We start from the raw sequence: 22,575 nt of genomic DNA on the forward strand, positions 1-22,575 counted from the left end.
CTGCAAAAGATATCACTGTTTTTGACGGCCAGGCAGCAGCTTGTCCAAAATAATGTCAAGCTGGCCTTCCCACGAGTATGGATCACTGAACGTAAAGATGTTGTAGTCTACTTGATACGCACGGCCTTCCTTAACGGCCGGAAGCCCTTTCCAAATGGCGCTTTCGTAAACCGTTGCGGCTCCGGCGGCGTCCCCAAGCCATGGAGAGGCGAATATATAATCGCCGGCAAGCTCGGGCAGCTTCTCCAAGCTGACCATCACGAAGCCTTTCCCCGGCTCGAAGGCGCGTTTTGCCGCCTCCGGCATTTCGACCCCGAAATCGCCGTACAAAATTTCCGTTCCCCTGCCGTAACCTTCCCTGAATACATAGATTCCTTTGGCCGACGGATATAGGATCGAGAATGTTTTCCCTTTGGCTATGGACTGAACTTGCGATTTGTAGCCGTCGATACCGGCTTCCCACTTCGCAAGCCACGCCTTCGCCTCCGCTTCTCGGTTCGTTAGTTTGCCGAGATCGAGCAGCAGTTCCTTGTTGTTTTTTACAGTCTCGAACGTGACGACAGGCGCAATTTTTTGCAATTGTTCGGTATTTTTTAATGTTGTCAATGCAATGATCAAATCGGGCTTCAGCTCCAAAATCTGCTCGACCGTCGGCTCAGTCGCCGCGTTCGCCCCCAGATTCGCCACACCTTCCAACTTTGGCTTCAAGTACGGATTGCCGAATGTAAAGTCCGGCACGCCTATCGGTTTAATCCCCATCGCCAGCAAATAGCCGGCATAGTTGGGGGCAAGCGTAACAATCCGCTCAGGTTTTTCCGGCACTTCTATGTTGCCGTTGACGGCTTGGAACGTTTTGGTCCGGGCACCGCCGCTGCCCTCCTCGTCCTCTGTCGCCGTCTTTCCCGACTCCATCCTTGCCGAGCATGAACTTGCCAGCAGCGTGATCGTGATCAGGACGATGATCCCATAAAGCACGCTTGGTCGATAAAGCTTCGTCACAATCCATTTCCCCTTTGCTTCTCTTTAATTGATAATGATTATTATCGTCAATGAAAATTATAGCGCCGGATGGATCGCCCGCCTAGAAACCGATCGGACCAAATTCAGTGCGGAAACGGACATTCCCGCTCATGAGAACGACTTGATTGCCCGTAAAGCCTGATCCAGTATCGCACCATGATTGTAAGCCGTATATTCGAACCATGGGCCGGCCAACACCGTATGAACGCGGCCATACCGGACCGCCCTTCGCTTCTTCCAGCCGTTCGACTGCTGCAAAGCGCCCCAAGTAAGCCGCGACTGGCGGTCCTCCGACAACATCACCATGATTCTCCCTGCGTCGGAGCCGTCGGATTCCGCCGTCGGCAGCTTCACGAACGCCGGATCTATTGCCGCTTTGTGACGTGCGGGAGCAAACGGCAAACGGCCCCCGCTCCACGATTCGGGATCGGCCGCATCGCTGAAACGATAACAATCGTGCCGGTCGATCAGGAGGATATCCACCTCTTCCCGGCGGGTTATACGTTCCATAAGCTCGCACACTTGCTCCGCCTTCTCGTCATAGGCTGCCAACCAACTCGCCGCTTCTTCCGTTTTATCCAGAAACGAAGCGGTCAGCAGCAGATGTTCCCGCCAACTCCGGGTTCGCCACGGAATGACCAGCACCGGTGCAATTTCCCCGAGCCCCCGCTGAAACTCTGCCGATCCGTAAGCGTCGATGGCGATAATGCGATCCGGCTTTGCCGCCTGAAGCATTCTGCGATTGATTTCGTTGTTATGGCGAAGCGGAAACTGGACGTCCGTATGAAATTTCCTGCGGTAATAATTAGTCCAATCGTGATCGATCGGCGCCGCAAACGGAATGACATGAAGTGGTAGCAACTGGCCTATATTCGGAAAGCTGCAGGCGGCTACTTTCAATTGCCGGTTTTTCAAATAAACGGACGGAGAGATTCCCATTTGCTGTTTGAACATACGCCGGAAATGACTCTCGTCTTGGTAACCGACATGACGTGCGATTTCTCCGATGGGCTGAGGCGAAACTTCCATCAACCGCTTTGCGCGGGACATGCGTAGTTCGGTTACATAATCGGTCGCGCTGACCCCGTATCGCTCCTTGAACGACCGCCGGAAGTGTCGGGAGCTCACACCTATGCGCTGCGCCAGACTTTCGATCGAAATATTCTCCTCGAAGTTTGCGTCCAGGTAGGCTCGGGTCGCATCCAGAGCGGAATGAATGCCTTGTTCCTTTGACGAAGCCAGTTCGGAAAGAAGATTATACATCAACTCATAAAACGCCGCCTGACCGCGCAACCGCTCCAGACTGGAAGGCTCGTGCCAATGACGATAAGCCGATTCGCACAAATCCAGGACAAAAGCGGTGCAGTCATGCCATGTGGTGGCGTTTGCGTTATCGGTTGACAGCATGCGCACGATTCCATCCTGTTCGAGCCGGTTGCCGTACTGCTCGAATAGAAGGGCGTAGCCGGCTTCCGCCTCATCCTGTGGGCCGCCCAAATAGTCGACCCGTTGTCCCGGCAAGCCGAAAAAGAAAGCACCCCTATTCAAGCTTAGCATCTGGCCGTTTATCGCGAATTGCACATTGTCCCGTTTGGTCGCAACAAGCAGATAGGTATTCGGATCGGCGGGGGACAACCATGACACCCCTTCTTCCAAGTCGTTTATTTTCTCCATTCGAGTCAAACCGAATCGAAGCTCCCCGATCGGTAGAGCGTAAGCATCATCGCGCCGCAAGCTTTCCGTAACCACCCGTATCCCGCCCCCACTCAATTGATAACGATTCTCACCATTCTCTTATTGTACGAAAAAAGTGCTGATGGTTCAACGATTTGTCGTCCCCCATACGGAACAAAAAGACCCCAAACTCCACGGTTACGTGGAAGATGAGGTCCCTTCTCTCTTCTATATGAGCTGACTTACCCCTTCTTCCTCGTCCACCGACTTTTCTCCCTGCCACAGCAGCTGCATCTCTCGGCTCGTCTTGAGCAGCTCGTCAAGCGTCCCCTCGGCTTCGATCCGTCCGTCCTTCATGACCAGAATATGATCGGCTCGTGCCAAGGCCGCACGGCGGTGGGAGACCGCGATGCATGTGACGTGTCGTTCGGCAAAAAGCCGCTCCCACAGCCGCTTCTCCGTCTCCACGTCGAGCGCGCTCGACAAGTCGTCGAAAATGAGCAGATCGGACTGCGTCATCATCATCCGGGCCGTGGCGGCCCGTTGGATCTGACCGCCGGACAGCATGACGCCCCGCGGTCCGACGAACGTATCCAGCCCTTGCTCCAGCTGCGCCAAGTCGGTCTCCATGACGGCAAGGCGAATAGCGCGCTCCAGCGCCTCCGGCGACTCCGGATGGCCCTGGACGATATTTTCCCGCAGCGTATCGCTGAACAGACGCGGCACCTGCGGCGTATACGCCATCCTGGGCGGGATCAGATAAGCGGCGGGATCGACGATCTCCCTCCCATTCCAACGGACGGTTCCGCCCGTTTTCGGCAAAAGCCCCAGCAGCGTGCGGACGAGCGTCGATTTGCCGGACCCGATTCGTCCGGTAACGACGAGAAACTGGCCTCGCTCCAGATGAAAGCCGATGTCAGCAATGCCCGCAGCCGTATTCGGATACGCGTAGGTCAGCCCCTGCACGTCCAGGCTTTGCAAGGCGTCCTCCTCGCCGTGGGCTGCCCGCTCCCTCTCCGGCGGAGCATGGTATAGATAAGGCTCGCTGTACTCCGCCAGACGGTCTTCCTCGCCCGGACGGAACAGGATGCGCATCCGGTCCAGCGATACCCTCAGCCTCTTGTGCTGGAACACCATGTACCCGAACAGCGAGATGCTGCTGGCGAACATCGCCAAATACGACGTAAACAGCGCGAAATCTCCTACGGTAAACCGCCCGGCCCGCATTTCGGAGGCGCACATCAGCAAGATGATTCCGGTGCACACGCTGAGCACATGCTGGTTCAGCGACTGCATCCATTTTTTGAACAAATTGTCCCGAAGCGCCGCTTGTCTGCGGTCTTCATTCAGCTTCACGAAGCGGTTCAGCACATGCCCCTCGGCCTGCCCGAGCTTGACGGCTTGAACGGCGCCGAACGTTTCTGCGATAAACCCGGTAATGCGACCCGTCGCCTCGCGATTCAGCCGGCTGTACCGTCTAGCCCGGTTCCCCGACAAGTTGTTCAGCAAGGTGACGACCAGCAGCGGACATACGGCCACCGCCGTTATAGTCGCATGGACTGACGCCATGATCGCGATCGCCGCTGCTGCGAAAATCAGCCGTCCCCAGAAGTCGACCCACGATTCGACGTATTCCACGACCTCGTCCACGTCTTCGCGAAAACGCGTCATCGCTTCCCCCGGCGAAGCCGGCAGGTTGCGTCCGGGCCACCGCATCATCCCTTTGAGCATATTCGTGCGCAAGACGGCCTGAATATGGTAGAAGTACGTCACCCATTGGTAGAACGCGACGAAAAACACGCCGACCCGCGTAAGTCGCACCAATGCTACGGCGACCAGCGGAACGGCCAACCACATATACTCCATAGATTGGCTGGCGACCCGGTCGAAAAACCACTGCATGCCGAGACCGACAAGCAGCGGCATCGAGTGGAACAAACCCCACAAAAGTCCGTTGACTACAAAAAGCGTCAACCGGTACCCCAGCATCCGTCTCATGAAATACCCTACCGTCATGCCGGCTCCTCCTGTCTGTCGGCCCTCAGAAGCGCCGAATAGTGCGAGGCCGGGTCGCGGGCCAGGTCCATTCTAGCACCGTACTCTAGAATACGCCCTTCGCCCAGCACCATAATGGTGTCCATCCTTTCCAACGTAGCCAGCCGATGAGCGATCACAATGCCGGTACAGCGCTCCAGCAATTGATCTACCGCCCCCTGCAGTGCCGCCTCGGTCGCCGCATCGAGCCTGGACGAAGGTTCGTCAAGGATGACCAGACTCGGCTGCGTCAGGAACACCCGAGTCAAGGCGAACAGCTGCGCTTCGCCGGCGGACAACGAGCTTCCGCCTGCTTGCAGATGGGTATCCAATCCGTGAGGCAGCCCCGCGATCCAGCCGCTCAGCCCCAGCCGGTCGGTAGTGTGCAGGATCGTCTCGTCCGACACGGCGCTGTCGAACAGGGTCAAGTTATCGCGCAATGTACCGTCGAACAATTGCACCTCCTGCGTCACCATACCTACGCGGCGGTACAGCGCATCCAACCGGAGCGTGCTCGTATCGACGCCCCCGACCCGGATCACGCCGCCGTCGAGGTTATACAGCCGCAGCAGCAGGCGGCTGATGCTCGACTTGCCGCTCCCGGTCCGGCCGACGATTCCGAGCCGCTCGCCGGGACGCAGCGAGAAGCTGATGTCGTGGAGCACCGTCTTGTCTTGGCTGTAGCCGAAGCGGACCTGCTCGAACTCCACGCCGAGCGGACCCGGGGGAAGCTCGCTCCCGTCGCCGTCAACCACTTCGCTCTGCAAGGACAGCAGCTCGCGGGATCGGCGCAAGCCGGACTTCGCTTTCTGAAACTCCTGCATCTGGTTGCCCAACTGCTCGATCGGCTCGTTCAGCATCTGGGTATATTGGAAGATCAAATACAGCATGCCGAGCGACAGTTCGCCGCTCACGTAGAGACGGACCCCCATCAACAGCACGACCGTAACCGCGACGGTAAACATAATGACGGTGGCGTTCCAGGGGACGACCCTCAGCATCCACGCCTTCCGCCCTCTCTGGAAAACGGAGCGCATCGCCCGATGAAACCGGTTCATCACATACGGCACATTGCCGCCGGTCTGCACATCCTCGATACCGGCCAGCCGCTCCTCGATCAGGCCATACATGGAGGCGCTCGCTTCCCGCTCGGCCTGCGAACTGGCCACCCCCAAATTGCGAACGACCGCCATCACGCCAATCGCTAGCACGGTGAATACCGTCATCGCCACGGCAATCGGCCAGTGATACGCGAACATAAAGCCGAGAATGCCGCCAAGCAGCACGAAGCTGCCGAAAATCTGCACGATGAACATGGCGAAAAAATTGGACATGCTGGTCACGTCGCCGTCGATCCGTTCGATCATCACGCCCGGCGTTTTCAGGTTGTGAAAGCGCATGTCGAGCCGCAAACAATGTTGCAGCAGATCGGCCCTCAGCCGGTTGGTCGCCCTCCAGGCGACGTCGTTCCCCAAGTAGTTCAGCATCAACGTGAACAGTTGACTGCACACCGCGACAAGCAGGAATATACCCGCCAGCCCGAGCAGGCGAGTCATGTCTCCTTTTGCCGCAGCCGTATCGATAAAACGTTGAACGAGTTGCGGGTTCACCAGCTGACAGGCGGTCGCCGCCAGCAACAGCAGCAGCAAAAGCGCCATTCTGCCCTTGACGGCAGCCAGGTACCGCAGCAGCCAGAGCATGGATACTTGCTTATGTGGCGGCATAGAATAAGCTCCCTTGAGATTTGGATAACCACCATCATACACCAAGGGGCGAGACAATAGAGATACAATTTGGGTATAACGCAACTATTCCGGACCTGCGACTGCGCTCCATTGTGCTGCCGCATTAGGCTAAACCAAAAAAGCCGAAGCCCGGGGTTTCCCCCGCAGCTTCGGCTGTTCCGTTGCTCCCTGGCGTTATTTTACACGCGCTGGGCGGAGCACCAATGATCGTACTCTTTCTCCGCATGCTCTTTCGCGTAGCCGTAGCGCTCCTGCAGCTTGCCTACGATTTTTTCCTTCTCGCCGTTTATGACATCGAGGTCGTCGTTAGTCAGCTTGCCCCACTGCTTCTGAACCTCGCCCTTCACCTGCTTCCAGTTCCCTTTCAGTTGTTCGCTGTTCATACCGATCACTCCTCCATGTAAGATTGGCTGTACAAGTAGGTATTACCCCATGGAGGGAGAGGTTAATCAGTTTGGGGAGCAACTGTTGCGGGAAACCGTGTGCAGGCTCGCCGTTTTTAGTAACCGATATGCAGATCCAGCGTTGCGTAGGCGCCCGAAACCAAACCTCCGTCCGCACCGGTAAACCGGACCTCGATTCGACTGCCCGCTCCGAAGGCGGCGCCAGTCACAGGGGACATAAGCGGGTTGCCGGAAGCGCCTGGGCCCGCCAAGCCTCCAATCCACAAGGAACCGTCCTTCCACAACTCGAAAGTAAACGACGGTCCCGGAGTAGGCGCATTCACATAAGCGGTGAAAGCTTTCACCGATCCGGAGCGGGAAGCCATGTACATCTGGGATGGATGGGCCTCTGAGCGCTTGAACGAGGTGCCCGCCGGCGCCGAGGACAGACCGGCCAGATAGAAGGACCAGACATCGCCCCCCTTGCTTGGCGCAACCCACTGCGCTCCGTCCCAGACGACCAGCTGCTGCTGCTCCGTATCGAAGTAAGTGAAGCCCGGCTCCGACAAGAAGCTGGCCGGGGACGGCCGCTGGGCCGTCGTGCCCTTGCGCCGGGCCATCTGCGATCCTTGGCTGGCATGATGGCTTTTGAGCATGGCGTAAAACTCCGGCAGCACCGGATTGCCGATTCCCGCGTAATAATCGACCAACTGTTTGGCCAGTGTCGTATTGACATGGTTCCACATCAGCTTCTGATTGATGTCAATAAAGCCGTGGCGGGCAAACAGATCGGGACGGGCGACGCCGTTCAAGATCGGCGCATGGATCGTGCAATTGAGAAATGTCGTGCCGAACTGGGCGTTCAGTGTGTACAGCACTTTACCGTCATCGACGGCGTCGGGCCGAATATCGCATTGGTCGAGCACCAGACTGCCGCGCATCTGTCCCCCGCTGTAATTGTCCATACAGTTTACTGTGCTGTCCCTTACCGTGACGTTCGCCGCCGCCCCCTTGAAGTGCCCCCAAAAATCGCCCACATGAATAAATTCGATTTTCGGAAAGAGCGCGTATTGATCGTCATATGGAGTAGTGCCCAGCGCGTTCAGCAAAAAGCTGCTGGAAGCAGTCCCCTCGGACGGCTGAGGCGGCACCTTCTCCCCGTCAATGTTTTCAAATCGCATGTAGCAATTGGTCAGCAGACGCTGGCCGTCCAGGCCGCCGGCTCTGCCCACATCGAAGCTAAACGGATTGGAAATTTGCATAATGCGAACGCCTTGGTCGCGTCCTGCGACCGTAATGTTCCTGCACTCGATCCACTGCGGGAAAAAAAGCCGCGAGCCGGTTGAGGCGATTTTTGAAAAGCCAGCGAGGCGTATCAGCTGACATGCGCCATTCACATTCGTCTGACCGGTATAGTCGAAGACGAAGTTTTCCATATGGATCGACCGCCCGTAGCCGATGCTGTATTTGTAATCGAAATCGGCCGGTCTGAAATCAAGCCCCGTGACCTGGGCACCGCCGTTTTCCACAATGAGCCGGCAGTTGCGGATGCGGATATGTCCGTCCCACCTGGCCCCGAAGTCTTGCCGGAAGCCGATGAACTGGTTGCCGTAACGCTTCGTGTTCTCGATCACCAGATCCCCGCCTCCGGTCAGCGTAAACCCGCGATAGCCGATCTCGGAATCGGAGACATACAGATTCCAACAGTGAAAATGAACATCGACCCGGTTCAGCCGGCAGCCTTCGATACGGAAGTTTTTGAACAGGTTCGTGCCGAACACGCCCCAGTGATACATGGAGCCCTCTGCCGTGACATTGCGGAAGGTGGCGTTCAGCACGCGCCGCCCGCCAATGCCGTACGTTCCGATCAGCACATACTCGGTTCCGGGACGGTTTTGCTCATATGGAATCGCACGCACGTTTTCCAGCATCACCTCGTAAGCATAATTGAAGTAATAGAAGCCGTATCGCGGATCAAGGGACGTGTCGCTCGCCCCGTGTTCGAGTCCGACCCATTGGTTGCGTATCGTCGTCCGGCTGCGCTTGACGAGAAAGCCGTTGTACCAGTAGGCGCTGTTGTTGTTGCCGGGATTGTTGCCGGACAGCAGGAAGGAGCCGCCGTCGATGACCAGGTAGCTCTCCTCGGCAGGGTACGCCGTCAAGCTCGTATAATCGTTGAACGACCAAGCGATCTCGCCTACTATACGCCCGTGCTCTTCGACATAAAAGAAATCTTCCTTGCTCCAGCCGTTCTGTCCCGGGTAGCCGTAGCGCGCTCCGATCTTGTCGTTGTCGTCCACGATGAATACCAGCGTGTTTTTGTAGGCAGCCAGCTCCGGCACCAGCGTCGTGCCGGGGCGCATGCGGGCCAGAAATGACGCCTTGGTCGCCGCGTCGAACGAAATCGCTGCCGGGTCTTGGCGACTGAGCACATGAAAACGCGCTTGGGCTTTGGAGTTAAAGCTTTCGTCGATATGGAACTTCGATTGGCCCCAGCGGACATTCGTCTGAATGACGATCATCGTCGTCTGCTTGATCCAGTATTCGCCCGCCTCGTCGATGACCGGCACGCGCCGCGTATTGGCAAACGCATGCGCCTTCTTGATCTGCCCCCCGTCATCGTTAACGCCGTCGCTGACGGTCCCGAACTGCTTGTAGCGAATATGCCCTTTCACGAGCAGCACAGCTTGAAGCCCATTCTGCACGTCGATCACGCTGCCGCCGTCATCGACCAACGTTCCCGCCCGGATTACATACTCCGACGCGCCTCCGTCATCCGGCGCGTAGTAGCCCGCCGTCATCACCAGCATGCCTTCAACGATACTTGTATCCGCTTTCAAGTCGGCGACAGTCGCATACGCCCGGCAGCCGATTCCCGCGCCCGTCGAGCCCCCGCTGCCGTAGGTTGCGGACGTAATCGATTGGCCCCAGCTTGATTCCTGCAGCATCGCGGAGCCGGCAAGCGCCACTCCGGCTCCGCCCAGCGCTGCCAGCAGCCGACGGCGGCTCGGCAAGGATGGCCCCTCTACATTCGTTTCATGTTCCATAAAAAACAACCCCTCCGTTTTGGTACGCCCTATCCGCCATTGTTGTCCGTCTGCTCCCCCGAAAGTCAAGGCGATGGCGCTGCGATTTGCGTTCCAAAGCCCCCTGGGAGCCGCTACTTGTTCTTCTCCTGCTCCAGCAGCTTCTTCAAGCTCTCCTCCACATCGCGAAGAGCGGTATTCACATCCTTCTTCCCTTGCGCAAAGGGGATAAATTGCTGATACAGCACCGATGTCTGCGAGCCGCCGTTTATGTCCGTCAATTCCGGCTTGCGCTTGGGCGTGGGGGCGGACGGCTCATTGTAACTGATCGCCTTCATGTTTTTGCTGCCGTACACCGGATGCCCTTGGCCAAGTGCGTCGCGGATCTCCTTTTTTACAAGCGTTGTCGGAATGCCTTTCTTCGCGTCCTCCAACTGCACCTCGTCCGTCAGCATTTCCATGATGACGCGGAACGCTTCCTCCTTATGGCGGCTCTGCCGCGTAATCGACCAATAGGCGGGACCTCGTTGTCCGGTTCGCTTGGGCGCGTCGGCCATCATCGGCTGCGAGACGATATCCCAATTGATTTCGGGAGGGATGATCAAATAAATGTTGTGCTGGTTGGCCTGCATCGCTACATTGCCTTTGCCGAAAACGTTATTCTCCTCATTCATCGTCTTCTCGACGGTATTGTTCGGTAAGTCGTAAAAACGCTTGTAGTTGTTAAAGATTTTTTTCCACGTTTCCAGATCGGCCAGCTTGTCGGTGATCGGGTCCAACACCGGCAGCGAAAACGGATTGTCGCGCAAGATGCTGTTGAAGTTGGCACTGAAGCCGCGGTAGACCGTTCCGCCTTCGCTGCGGCTCATCTTCTTCGCCGTCTCATATACCTCATCCCATGTCATGCCGTCGCGCGGATAGGGCACGCCGAACTTGTCGAACAGCGTCTTGTTGTAGTAGAGCACGGTCGGAAAATACGGCGGCACCGGCAAACCGTATATCGCTCCTGTGCGGCCCGCATCGGCCATTTCCTGCGTGAATGAAGGATCGAATCGGCTCATGTCGTACCGATTGGCCTTGATCAGCTCGGTCAGATCGTAGCCTAGCTCCAGATCGAGGTAGCTGGACTTCAAGGTCGGAATATCGGTACGGATCAGATCCGGAACCATGCCTGCAGACACCAGCTCTTCCAACGAGTTGCCTTTGGTGTTCGTCCGGTACTGTATCGTAATGTGCGGAAATTTCGCCTTCAGCACATCGCGAAACCGGGAATCGAACTCCTCGGGACTAACCCCCGCCGCATACACGGTCAGCTCGATCGGCTGCTTCGGCCGGTCATCGGTCGTCCCGGCCGTGACTCCCTTGTTTCCTCCCGCACCGGTACCGGAATCGGCTCCTCCACTGCATGCGCTCGTACATACAGCCGCTCCGATCAGTACCGGCAAGCACCATGCTGCTCTACTTCGTGTAAAATCATTAAACATATTCATAATATTTGAATATCCTCCTTATAAAGCGCTTTCATATGATTCCCTTTTGTTTCGTCCCAAACCGATCCGGGATCGGATCTGACGCTGCCCCGCTCGGGCAGCGCCCCCGTTTCTTCCGTCTACGGCGTCGCCAGTTCGCCATTGATCCTGTCGCAAAGCTCTTTATCGTCGATCAGGTTCGCCCAGTACGCTTTCAGCAAATAACTGAAGCGCCTTGTCTTGGACCAGGGCAAGCCCAGTTCGTCGTGTGTACACAACGAGAACATCATTTCCCTGTACAGCATGTACCGTTCGGGCGATGCCACCCCTTTCGGTCTTGGTCCGTCGCTTACGCTTTGCAGGACCGGCAAACTGAGCGTATAGTTGCGGATATGCGACTGCGCCTGTTCGCCCGCCAAATAGTCCGCCAGCAGCAGCGCGGCTTCGGGGTGGGAAGTGGCCCGGTTTATGCCGACCCCCTCGGCGATCGTCAGCGTCATCGGCCGGCTCATATACGGCACCGGCGAAATATCGAACTCCATCCCGGACTGCCGCCACTCGTTCATGCCCATGTACGTATTCAGCACCATCGACAGCTTGCCCTCGAGGAACATGCTCACGATGTCGGCGTCGCTCTCGGATATGAACAGCGGGAACATCTCGCTGTTGCGAATCAACTGCTTGCACAGTCGGATTCCGCCCAGCAGCGGGCCCTCCTGAACGTCGGCGTATTGTCCGCCGCTCTTCTGAAAGCGCTCTCCGCTTTGCAGAAGAAATAGCGGCCAGCGGTTCACGTTCGCCAGGTAAAAGCAAAATCCGAAACGGTTGCCTTCCGTCAGACGAGTGGCGCTGCGGACGAGATTGTCCCATGTCCACCCTCCGTCCGGCTCCGGCAGTCCCTGTTCGCGAAAATGGCGTTTGTTGTAACACAGCACAACCGGCGAATAGATCAACGGCCGGGCATATAGCTGTCCGTCGCGCTGAAAGCAGCCGTTCAGTATAGAATGGACGCCTGATTTCTCCTCCAATGGAAGCAGCAAGCGATGATGACCGGCCTCGGCCAGATAGCCGAAATGCTCGTTGTTCATCATAATCAGATCGCACCGCCTGATATTCTCCGCGTCCATTCCTCCGTTCGACGCAAACGGCTCCGCCTTCACATCGATCCACGAGTGCCGCCGTTGAAAATCGGCCAGCAGAGCGGGCAGGTCCATATTGCCGATATCCTTCTGGTAATGTCCCAGCTTCAGGCTGATACGGCTCTTGGGCGCCATCACCCGGCTGCCCACCTTCGGAATTTTCTCGATCAGCCCCTCCTCTACGAGCAGCTCCAGTCCTTTGCGCACCGACTTGTTGCTGAGTCCAAATCGCCTCGCCTGTGCCGGCTCGGAGGGCAAATATTGCCCGGGCGAATATGCGCCGCTTACGATCTCGTCGCGCAGCGTCTGCACCATCCGTTCCAATTCGAGCCGAAACTCCCGCTGGGTCGGCTTCGCTTTCATAGAGCTTCACCTCTCCTCGGAGCGCGATATCCGTTAGCCGGCAACGTCTCTGATTTCGCCGCTTCACACCATCGAAATTCTAATGTACATAATAGACATATTTTATGTACATCAACTATCTTCAGTCATTATCTTGTAAGTTAATGCCATTATATTATCGCCTGATAAAGGGTGTCAACGCCACTTTATACACTACAACCTACTTTATTTTTGTACATTAAAGCATACCTGAGGTTACGAAATACCCGCCTTGTCACCTGGCTTTTCATCAGTGCAGTGAACGCCAAAAGACCGGAAAACGGGCTCCTATCCCGCTTTCCGGTCTTCACTGTAGGGTGGCTGGCGGCTCCATGGAACCAGCTCTTCATCGGCAATCGATTTGTCCATGCGGTTGAGCAAGAGCCCTGTCCAGTGCAGCTTATTCCCCCGACAAGCTGCTTTCCTTCAAAATGACGTCGTGGGCGCCGCCCTCGACGATGCTGGTCGCCGATACGAGCGTAATGCGAGCCTTCTGCTGCAGCTCTTCAATCGAAAGCGAACCGCAGTTGCACATCGTCGATTTGATTTTGTGGATCGTCTTGTCCAAGTTTTCCTGCAGCGTACCCGCATACGGCACGTACGAATCGACGCCTTCCTCGAAGACGAGCCCCTGCTTGCCGCCGGTATCGTACCGCTGCCAGTTGCGCGCCCGGTTGGACCCTTCGCCCCAGAACTCCTTGACGAAGTTGTTGCCCACCTTCAGCTTGCGTGTCGGACTTTCGTCGAAGCGGGCAAAGTAGCGGCCCATCATGACGAAGTCGGCTCCCATCGCCAAAGCGAGCGTAATGTGGTAATCGTGCACGATCCCCCCGTCGGAGCAGATCGGCACATAAATGCCGGTCTCGCGGAAATATTCGTCTCGGGCTGCAGCGACCTCGATCACGGCCGAAGCCTGGCCGCGGCCGATACCTTTCTGCTCCCGGGTAATACAGATCGAACCGCCGCCGATGCCCACTTTAACAAAATCCGCTCCGGCCTCCACCAGGTAAAGAAACCCTTCACGGTCGACGACGTTGCCGGCGCCGATTTTCATTTGCGGGAAACGGGATTTGACGAATTGCACCGTCTCGCGCTGCCATTCCGTATACCCGTCCGACGAGTCGATCACAAGCACGTCTACGCCGGCAGCCGCAAGCGCGGGTACCCGCTCCTCGTAGTCCTTCGTGTTGATGCCGGCGCCGACGATGTAGCTTTTGTTGGCGTCCAGCAGCTCGTACGGATTTTCCTTATGCGCGTCGTAGTCTTTGCGGAAGACGAGGTATTCGAGATTTTGCCGTTCGCCGACAATGGGCAGACAGTTAAGCTTATGCTCCCAAATCAGGTCGTTGGCTTCGGAAAGCGTAATGCCGGATTTTCCATAAATCAGCGAGGAGAAAGGCGTCATGAATTGCCCGACCCTTTTGTCCAGCGAGTCGCGGCTCAAGCGGTAATCCCGGCTCGTCACGATGCCAAGCAGCTTGCCTGTCGGCGTGCCGTCGTCGGTAATCGCCACGGTAGAATGTCCCGTCCGTTCCTTCAGTTCGAGGATGTCCTTCAACGTATGATCCGGCGTCAAATTCGAGCGGCTTACGACAAAACCGGCCTTGTGGCCTTTGACCTTCCGAACCATATCCGCCTGATCCTCGACCGATTGCGAGCCGAAAATAAACGAAATTCCGCCGCACCGCGCCAAGGCAACCGCCATATTGTGGTCGGATACCGCCTGCATGACTGCCGATGAGAACGGAATATTCAAGGATACGGCCGGTTGCTCGCCCTGTTTGAACTTGACGATCGGCGTCTTCAGACTGACGCCCGAAGGATTGCAGTCCTTGGACGTCAAATTCGGCAACAACAAATACTCGCTAAATGTCCGGGATGGTTCCGTGTAATAATACGCCACTTTCCTCTGCCCTCCATGGTTTTCAATAAATTTTTGCAATCATACCATACGGAATGAAAAGAAGCAACGTGTATTTTCACGATGCTTCGGGCAGTTGCATGACGCTGTCAGACTTCTAACTATTCATACCACATCTTTTCCCCAAACGTGTCCATTTCGCTTTTCTGCCCATGCCGTTCGACAAAATGACAATATGACCGGTATATATGCTTGCGCATAATGTGCTCCGCTTCATCCGGGTCACGCTTCTTCAAGGCTACGATGAGTTCCTCGTGCTCCTCCACCTCTTGCGCCTTCGATGAACGCACCCCAAGCATCCGATTCACCAGAGCTACCTGGAACGTGATCGATTGATACATCTTGTGCAAACGTGAATGATTCGACAGACGAATAATCGTCTCGTGGATCTGCAAAGATTCTTCCAGTAAATATTCCACGGAATCGTCATGAAGCTTGGCTTCCATCGAATGGTAAAACCTCTCCAGATCTTCGATCTCCTCGTCCGTAGCATGGTGAACGGCCATGCGCATAGCCAGCCCTTCCAACATGCTGCGGATGGAATACACTTCAAAGATATCCTTCATCTCTAGCGCGACGACGGAAGGGCCTTTATTCGGCACGATCTTGATGATGCCTTCTCCTTGCATTTGACGCAGCGCTTCGCGGATTGGCGATTGACTCAGCCCGGTCTGCCGGGCCAATTTCGACTCTATGATCCGGTCGCCGGGATTGAGATCGCCCGCCAATATTTGTTTCTTGATCATTTTGATCAGTTCTTCGCTTACATTTTGCCGCTGAAACAGCGGGTTCATTTTGTCGATGGTGTCTTCCATAGGCGCATTTTCCTTTTCTGGATTTTGATATCGCATGGCTACCTAAAGTTAATCGGCAAATCGCGGAAGAGGGTTTTGCCGATGGCACTCTTCAATAACGGCGATTTGCTGCTTAATATGCTGCGGGGTTACAACGAGCGGAGCGCCGTGGACCAACGTATCGTACAGCTTCTCGTAGAACACCCGCTGCAACGGCCGCTTCTTCTCTTCGTCGGATATTGCCCAGCTCTCTTCCTTCCAGACGAGCGTCTCCTTGCAATGGTCCGGCTCCCCGTTCGCATTCACCATCGGATGACGCAGCAGAACTTGCTCGGGTGCCTGCAAGCGGTCGTAGTACTTCCATTTCAAGCTTCGGTAATCCCCGCTTATTCCGCCGTACTCGGCGTAAATATGGTACGTATCCTGCGGATAAGCATCGCAGGAGGAGATTTCCAAATCAATCAGCGGATGTCCCTCTTTCTTCAGCAAGAGCTTGACGTAATCGTCGGCGTCGCCGAACGTGTTGACCCGATCCAGCTTGCAGAACACGTCCGGCATCTCCTCCGAGCCGAGCAGCCGAAGCGCCTGGTCCAGCGGATGGGGCCCGGCATTCATAAGGCTGCCGCCATGGTTCGCTTGCAGCGTCTGCCAATCCCATCTGCGGGCAAAGTTGTTGTAGGCGATGCGCACGTGCACGATCCGCCCCAGAACGCCGGACTGCACGATGTCCATTATTTTTTGAAAAGCGGGGGCCAGCCGGGATTGCTGAAACGTTGCGAGACATTTCCCGGCTTGCTCCGCCGCGGCGATCAGCCGGTCCACCTCCTCGGCCCTCCGAGCCAAAGGCTTCTCGCACAGCACATGGTGCCCCAGTTCCAGCGCCTCCTGCGACAGAGGCACATGCAGATGGTTCGGGGCCGCATTGACGATCAGATCGAGATCGCCCCTCTGCAGCATATCCCGGCAGTCCGCATAGGCGTCGCATCCGAACTCGCGAACAGCCCTGTCGCGCGACACCTCTTGCGGATCGGATACCGCCACGATCCGATACTGCTCCTTCATCGCGGACAAAATGATCGCATGATTGCGGTAACCGCTTCGGCCTTGACCGATAATGCCTACCCGTATCGGATTTCCCATTGTCGCATTCTCTCCTTCTGCTCACTCTGGCGCTCGCAAGCCTGGCTGTACTCAGCCGATCGGCGCTTACAGCGAGACGGTTCTCCCGTGCCCGCGGCTCTCGTTCGCGGCTTCGATAAAGCGGATGATCTCCAACGATTCTGCCGGATCGATCGGGGAAACTCCCGTTCTGAACATGTCCAGGATGGCTTCCATTAATACGGCATTCATCGGCCGTCCCCTGCGCGGATCGATCGGCAGCGAGTTTTTCTCATGATGCACGACGGCGCCGAATCTCGTGTTTCCCGCCCGGTTGCCGCGCAGCGTAGCCAGCCTTCCGTCCTTCCATTCCGCCACGATGATGTCATGATCGCCCCGGGTCGTCGCGGTCACGTGCGAGCAGCCCGCGCCGAATGCGCGGTACAGCATCTCGACGCAATGGATGCCATACCAGAATAACCCCGGGGCCGTTTCTTCAAGATAGAACGGGCCGTAGCAATCGATACCGGTGACTTTGCCCCGATCCGGCATCTTGAGCGCCTCCGTTAATTCCTCCGCATAACGCAGCATCGAGCAGGTCATAAGCGGAATACCGTGATCCTCGGCTAGCCGCAGCATCCGTTCGGCATCGGCCGAGGCGGTGGCGAAAGGCTTATCGACGAATACGGGCAGCTTATAAGGAAGCAGTTGGCAAAATTGCTCCAAATGCACGCGGCCGTCCACCGAAGTTAGAAGAATGCCGTCCGTCTGCTCCGCCAATTCGGCGACGGAGTCCACGATGCGTACTCCATACTGCTCGCGCAGCGAGTCGGAAAATTTCCCGACGCGGGAAATGCTCATCTCCATATCCGGCGATCCCGCAGGGAAGGCCGCGGTCAACCGCGCTCCGGGAATGTGATGCTCCCCTTGTTCGTCATTCAACAGCTTGGCAAAAGCTTCGCAATGGGACGTATCCAGTCCGATCATTCCGATTCTCAACTGCCGCGATTCCGTCATGCTCCGATCACTCCTTATGGTCGCCGCATTTTGCGGCTATTCCGTATAGCACAACGCCAACATCAGGAACGTATCCAATCTAGGCGCGGAGAATCGGACATAGCCGTCCCGCAGTACGTAGGACGTCTCCTTCTCTTCCGGAAGAAGAAGCAGTCTGTCGATTTTCCGTTCCCCGCTCCATCGAATTCCGAGCTCGATATCGTGAATCGGGATGTTCGGCATGTCGCTCTGAAAATTGATCAAGCTGACGATATAGCGCTGCTGCCCGGGCTGGTGGAATAAGGTGACCTCCACCGGCTTGGGGGCATTGGCGGCAAGCAGCGGCGGCCCGGACATTAGGCTCCGGACAAGCCGGGCGAATACGTCGCGCTGTTGATTCTCCGTCATTCGTTCGAAATCGCCGGCGCTGTACATCGCCTTGCCCTTTCCGTACCGGTTCACGACTAGCGCAGGTTGCTCCGTACGAATACCGGGCGGATTGCTCGTGCCGACGGCATAGCGGTTGTTGTCCGTCGGCACGGTGAAGGGCAGCGTCAGCTTCGCCAACACTTTCACATCCGTGTTTGCCTCGATCTTCACCTGCCGGCCGGAGAACAGCATCGGGTAATATTCGGTTGAATCCTGGAAGCAGGCGGCCCCTTCCGCAGTCGGTGACATATACGTAATATTCTCGACCGTCTCTCCCGTATAGGAAACGCCAAACAGATCGGCCAAACCGAAATCCCCGCCCGCTTCTCCCCTCTCTGTCGTCCAAGAGGTGTGCCTGCTCGCATATACGCTCCCGCCCGACGCCACATACTGGCGGAGCGCTTCCTTTTCCGCTTCGTTCAAGGAAATGATTTCGGGCAGCACAATGACCTGATAGTCGTACAGCTCCGCCAAGTTTTTACCGGAGACGACGCCGTAAGCGATATGGCGGGTCATTAGCGTCTTGGCTACGTTCATCAGGCGCAGCACGGGCACATTTTCTCGTGTGGCGTTCAGGACGTATTTGCCGTTGTCCTCCCAATCGATCATCGATTCGAAATTGAAGTAAATGCCTACATCCGCGCAAAGCTTCGCATGCGGGTCCAAGTAAGCCTCATATGGCTTCGTTTCCTTAAAGATATCGCCCATCAGTGTATAGACATCGCGATTCAACGTGCCGACGGGATCGATCGCATCGATGAACAGGAAGCTCGCCTGGTTGGCCATCGCGGAAAACACTTGAGCCTGCAGCGTCTCCCGCGATTTCGTCGTCGTATGGTACCTCAGATTGAGACAACGCGGCGTCATGAACTCGATCGGCTTGTTCTCGCTCATCGTGTTCAGAAATTTGCAGACGAACGATTGCTTGACGGGATCGTCGAGAAAATCGCCGGCCAAATATTCGCTCTCGCGATAAAACGCATAGGATCCGCCTCCGCCCCAGCCGCGGAGTCCCGTCGTACACGTGTGGACGAAAGAAACGTCGGGCTTGATCGCCTTGGCCGCACGGGTCATCTTGGCGGCGAATTCCGCCACCCATTCTTCCCGTTTGCGCTGGAAGGCCACCCAGTGGGGATCGCTCCAGTCGATCGTCTCGGGGAGCGCCCGACCCGTCGCCTGCGCGAATTTATCCCGGCAATGGCGGCAGTAGCAGACCGAATTATACCAGCCGATCATATCGATCCATATGCCGTCGAACTCGTAGTTGTCGCATAGATCCTCGATCTGCGCGACCACATACTCGTCGTAGGACGAATTCGGGCACATCAGCCCGTATCGGCTTCCCCGCTCCACCGACGTTTGCCCCTTGACCGTATGGATTCGCCAATCCGGATACGTATCGTAAGCCCAGCGGGAATACATATTGAAGTAAACGACGGTATGGATATTCCGGTCCCGGCACAGCTCCAGCAGCTCCCCGATGATGTCACGGCCTTTCAGCCCGCGGTGCATATGTCCGGCCTTGGTAGGCCAATTGCATATGCCCTCGCAGGAGCCGGCGTATATAATCGCCGTGTTGACGTCGGACAGCTCCAGCATATCGACGTACGTCTTGGGGTCGAATTCGGATAGAAACTTCTCATCCCAGTCGGCGATATGCATATCGACCAAATTGCGGCGATAGCTCTGTTGATACCAGCGGTTACCCGTCATTCGCAGCAAAGCCTCCTTTGTTAAGCGCGGCCGTGTAAACCTGGGAGCGGCTTTTCGGCGCTCTCCAGCCGCTCTTTCAGATCCAGGCAGTTCAGCACCTTTTCCCGCAAATCCTGGGCCGTATAATAATAATGATTGCTCGCTTCGTAGCCGATTCGCGAATCGGTCGCCGCAAGATCGTACAGCGATCGGGCAAGCCGGATTTCCTCCTCGATAACGGCAAGCATCTTCCGCCGCTCCGCCTCCCGTTCGTCCGGATCGACAGCCGCGATCCAGGCGTCCCGGCTCATGACGAACAGGGTCTGCATGTAGGTACTGCGGAAATGATAATAGGCTCCCTCGGCGGCATTCACCAGATCGCGATATTCCTCTTCTCCTTCCGCAGCAATATGCGGTCCCGCTTCGCTTAGTCGTTGCAACCCGTACTGCCAGCCTTCGGTCAGCTTGCCGAATTGCTCGCGGAACGCATCGGCCGGATAAGCGGCCCGCCAACCCGCCAGATCGTCATAAGGAAAGCCGATCATCGTCGACTCGTAGCCTGTCGGCTCCAAATGCAACCGGTTGGCCGGCCCGAAGTTTTGCGGCGCCCGGTACAGCACGCGCAGGTGGAACGGAAATTGCCGGAAAGCTTCGCTGAAAGCAGTTGAGGCTTCGGCGATGATCGTCGCCGCCCTTTCGCCGAATTTGCGGCCCAGCACGTCTTGCTTGACCGGAATCGTCGGCGTATCCGACATCGTTTCCCAATAATACCCTGCGGCCATATCCAGGTTGAGCGAAGGGTATCCTCCGAGCGTCCAGCTCAGCATCAGCCCCGTAACGCCGGAATGCCGCAAATTGTCGACATGCTCCTCCACGAGATCGAATACGGGCAAGAACGGTACCGCCGAGCATTCCCACGTGTTATTCAACTGCACCTTGGCCATCGCGGACATGCCCCGTTCAAGCGCCGCCGTCCAGCTTTGCAAGGCAAGCTCCCCCGGCCCGACGACCGACATCGAATAATCCGCGACCCGCGCGGACACGTCCGCCACCTGGGTGGGGATACCCGTTTCGCTCGTGCACATCAAGGACATGCGTTCCGGCATCTGTCCGATGGCAAGTGCGGTATCCTCTTCCTTCCAGCCGAGTCCCGCCGACCATCCCCACGTCCACGCGATAATCCGCGCATCGGGCTTGGCGCTGCGGGCGCCTTCCCCAATGATCCGGTTCACCTCCGCCGCTACCTCGTAGGGGCGTCTCGCACTGCACCGCGGACAATCCGTCACGCCGCCGGCCGCCCTGGAATAGCAGTTGGTCACATTCTCCGACATCGTGATCGTGAACAACCCTGTCAGTCCGGGCGCTTCGCGGAACAGCCGCGCCGTGCTTTCCCTCAGAAAGCGCTGCACGTCGGGATGCGAAGTGCAGAGCGCCGGGTAGAGCACATTGAGGGAATGTCCTTTCCATTCCGGTCTTGTCTCGTAAAAGGAAGGAGGCATGGCGCGCGGCTCGTTGAAGTACAAAAACACTCCGATGCCGAAATCGGCAGCCCGCTCGATCAGCCGATTCAGTCCGGCTATGCGCCGTTCCCAGCCGTCCGACAGCTCGGGCGCTTCCTTCCAAGGAATCATATGGAACAGCACGCAATGCAGCCATATGCCGTTTACCCCGCGCTCCGACAAGCTTTCCAGCATGCCGTCCGGGTACGGGTCCAGCTTCTCGTCCATCAGCGGATCGCCGTATACGGCAAAGTACGAATAGATGTAGCGTAAATCGAACTTCGTGCGACGGATCGTTTTGCCGACGGGCAGGCCTGGTCCTCCCTGCCTTTCCATTTCCTGCGTCAACCATTGAAGCCCCCTGAGCAGCCCCGGTTCGTCCACAGAACGGATGCCGATCCGGCCGGGAGCTACTTCCAATTCGTGGCTCTCGGCAAGCAAAGCATCGTCCGGGCCGATCTGCAAAGTCAGCGCGAATTCCGGCTGCGAGGAATTGCCCTGCTCGTCGACGGCAGCCGTACCGATGCGTACGCCCCACTGCCGCTCCAGCTTGTCGGCGAACCGTCTTACGAATGACCGGACCGGCTTGCTGCCATCGGGATAGACGAGCGTCCAGGCCGAACTTAATTCGACAAGTCCCTCTTTCCCCGCGCTCGCGGATTTGAGCGATCGTCCGTCTACCGCTGTCTTGCGCTCTTGCGGCGGCGACGGGGGCCGCCGGTCGAAGCGTTGCAAAAAGTCAAACGGCTTCTCCGCCGCCGGGCCCCGTTCCTTGTCCGGATGTCCCGCAGAATCGAAGCATGCCGCAAACCGCTCGCGCATCCGTACGGTCTGTGCCGCTTCCTCCTTCGTCAGCGCCCGGTAGCGAAGAACGGGCGTTTGCGGCTTCAGCCTGCCCACCTTGCTCCACAGAAAATCGTCCTCTTTGAGCGTAAAGGCGAGCTTCCCGGCGTCCCATTCCAGCAAATCCATCATTTGTTCGTAGGGCAGCAAATGCCAATTGGCCCGAATGATCGTAATGTACCCTCTCTGCAGCCACAACGGGTCCACGTCGGGGGGAACGGGCAGCCCCATCCCCCGTGCCAGCTCCAGCACATGGACCGGCTCCGTGCGCAGTACGCCGGCCAACCGCTCCACGGGGACGAGACCCCAGTTTCTCCAGACGAATGCCTGCATTCTTGTCGGAAAATGCGGAAATTCCAATGCCGTCATTCCTTTGCTTTCCTGAAACTGCTCCGGCATCCGCTTCTCGTATACGCTGCTCATCCAATCCCC

Annotated in this window: 14 protein-coding genes; all 14 read right to left on the bottom strand. The window is 57.1% G+C overall.

Annotation, left to right across the window (positions count from 1 at the left end; translation table 11 throughout):
• Nucleotides 1–12: 12 nt before the first annotated feature.
• The 14 genes from ABD796_RS25405 to ABD796_RS25470 all read right to left on the bottom strand — a co-directional run bounded on the left by ABD796_RS25405 (nt 13) and on the right by ABD796_RS25470 (nt 22,566).
• Nucleotides 13–999: an ABC transporter substrate-binding protein gene (locus ABD796_RS25405; RefSeq protein WP_344913271.1), complete on the bottom strand. Its 987-nt coding sequence runs from the start codon at nt 997–999 to the stop codon at nt 13–15.
• A gap of 129 nt (nt 1,000–1,128) precedes the next feature.
• Nucleotides 1,129–2,769 (bottom strand): helix-turn-helix domain-containing protein, encoded by a 1,641-nt coding sequence (locus tag ABD796_RS25410; protein WP_344913273.1) that lies wholly within the window; start codon nt 2,767–2,769, stop codon nt 1,129–1,131.
• Between the two features lie 153 nt (nt 2,770–2,922).
• On the bottom strand, nt 2,923–4,710 hold the full coding sequence (locus ABD796_RS25415) for an ABC transporter ATP-binding protein (RefSeq protein WP_344913275.1): 1,788 nt from the start codon (nt 4,708–4,710) through the stop codon (nt 2,923–2,925).
• A complete protein-coding gene (locus tag ABD796_RS25420) occupies nt 4,707–6,452 on the bottom strand; it encodes an ABC transporter ATP-binding protein (RefSeq protein WP_344913277.1) in 1,746 nt (581 codons plus the stop codon). The genes ABD796_RS25415 and ABD796_RS25420 overlap by 4 nt, the downstream gene beginning before the upstream one ends.
• A 200-nt stretch (nt 6,453–6,652) precedes the next feature.
• A complete protein-coding gene (locus ABD796_RS25425; RefSeq protein ID WP_344913279.1) occupies nt 6,653–6,856 on the bottom strand; it encodes a CsbD family protein in 204 nt (67 codons plus the stop codon).
• 116 nt (nt 6,857–6,972) lie between these two features.
• Nucleotides 6,973–9,903 (bottom strand): hypothetical protein, encoded by a 2,931-nt coding sequence (locus tag ABD796_RS25430; protein ID WP_344913281.1) that lies wholly within the window; start codon nt 9,901–9,903, stop codon nt 6,973–6,975.
• A 113-nt stretch (nt 9,904–10,016) separates the two neighbouring features.
• Nucleotides 10,017–11,372, bottom strand: a complete 1,356-nt coding sequence (locus ABD796_RS25435; RefSeq protein ID WP_344913284.1) for an ABC transporter substrate-binding protein — start codon at nt 11,370–11,372, stop codon at nt 10,017–10,019.
• Nucleotides 11,373–11,491: 119 nt separating this feature from the next.
• Nucleotides 11,492–12,853: an extracellular solute-binding protein gene (locus tag ABD796_RS25440; RefSeq protein ID WP_344913286.1), complete on the bottom strand. Its 1,362-nt coding sequence runs from the start codon at nt 12,851–12,853 to the stop codon at nt 11,492–11,494.
• A gap of 418 nt (nt 12,854–13,271) precedes the next feature.
• Nucleotides 13,272–14,774, bottom strand: a complete 1,503-nt coding sequence (locus ABD796_RS25445) for an IMP dehydrogenase (protein ID WP_344913288.1) — start codon at nt 14,772–14,774, stop codon at nt 13,272–13,274.
• A gap of 119 nt (nt 14,775–14,893) precedes the next feature.
• A complete protein-coding gene (locus ABD796_RS25450; protein WP_344913290.1) occupies nt 14,894–15,607 on the bottom strand; it encodes a GntR family transcriptional regulator in 714 nt (237 codons plus the stop codon).
• A gap of 48 nt (nt 15,608–15,655) precedes the next feature.
• Nucleotides 15,656–16,726 (bottom strand): Gfo/Idh/MocA family protein, encoded by a 1,071-nt coding sequence (locus ABD796_RS25455; RefSeq protein WP_344913292.1) that lies wholly within the window; start codon nt 16,724–16,726, stop codon nt 15,656–15,658.
• 66 nt (nt 16,727–16,792) lie between these two features.
• Complete coding sequence (locus ABD796_RS25460) at nt 16,793–17,701, bottom strand: Gfo/Idh/MocA family protein (RefSeq protein ID WP_344913294.1); 909 nt, start codon at nt 17,699–17,701, stop codon at nt 16,793–16,795.
• A gap of 36 nt (nt 17,702–17,737) precedes the next feature.
• Nucleotides 17,738–19,822 carry an alpha-L-fucosidase gene (locus tag ABD796_RS25465; protein ID WP_344913296.1) on the bottom strand — a complete coding sequence of 695 codons (2,085 nt, stop codon included), beginning with the start codon at nt 19,820–19,822 and terminating at the stop codon, nt 17,738–17,740.
• A gap of 20 nt (nt 19,823–19,842) precedes the next feature.
• Nucleotides 19,843–22,566 carry a hypothetical protein gene (locus ABD796_RS25470; protein ID WP_344913298.1) on the bottom strand — a complete coding sequence of 908 codons (2,724 nt, stop codon included), beginning with the start codon at nt 22,564–22,566 and terminating at the stop codon, nt 19,843–19,845.
• Between the last annotated feature and the right edge of the window lie 9 nt (nt 22,567–22,575).

Origin of the sequence: Paenibacillus hodogayensis, assembly GCF_039536325.1 — a bacterium.
In the GTDB taxonomy this organism is placed as follows: domain Bacteria; phylum Bacillota; class Bacilli; order Paenibacillales; family NBRC-103111; genus Paenibacillus_AB; species Paenibacillus_AB hodogayensis.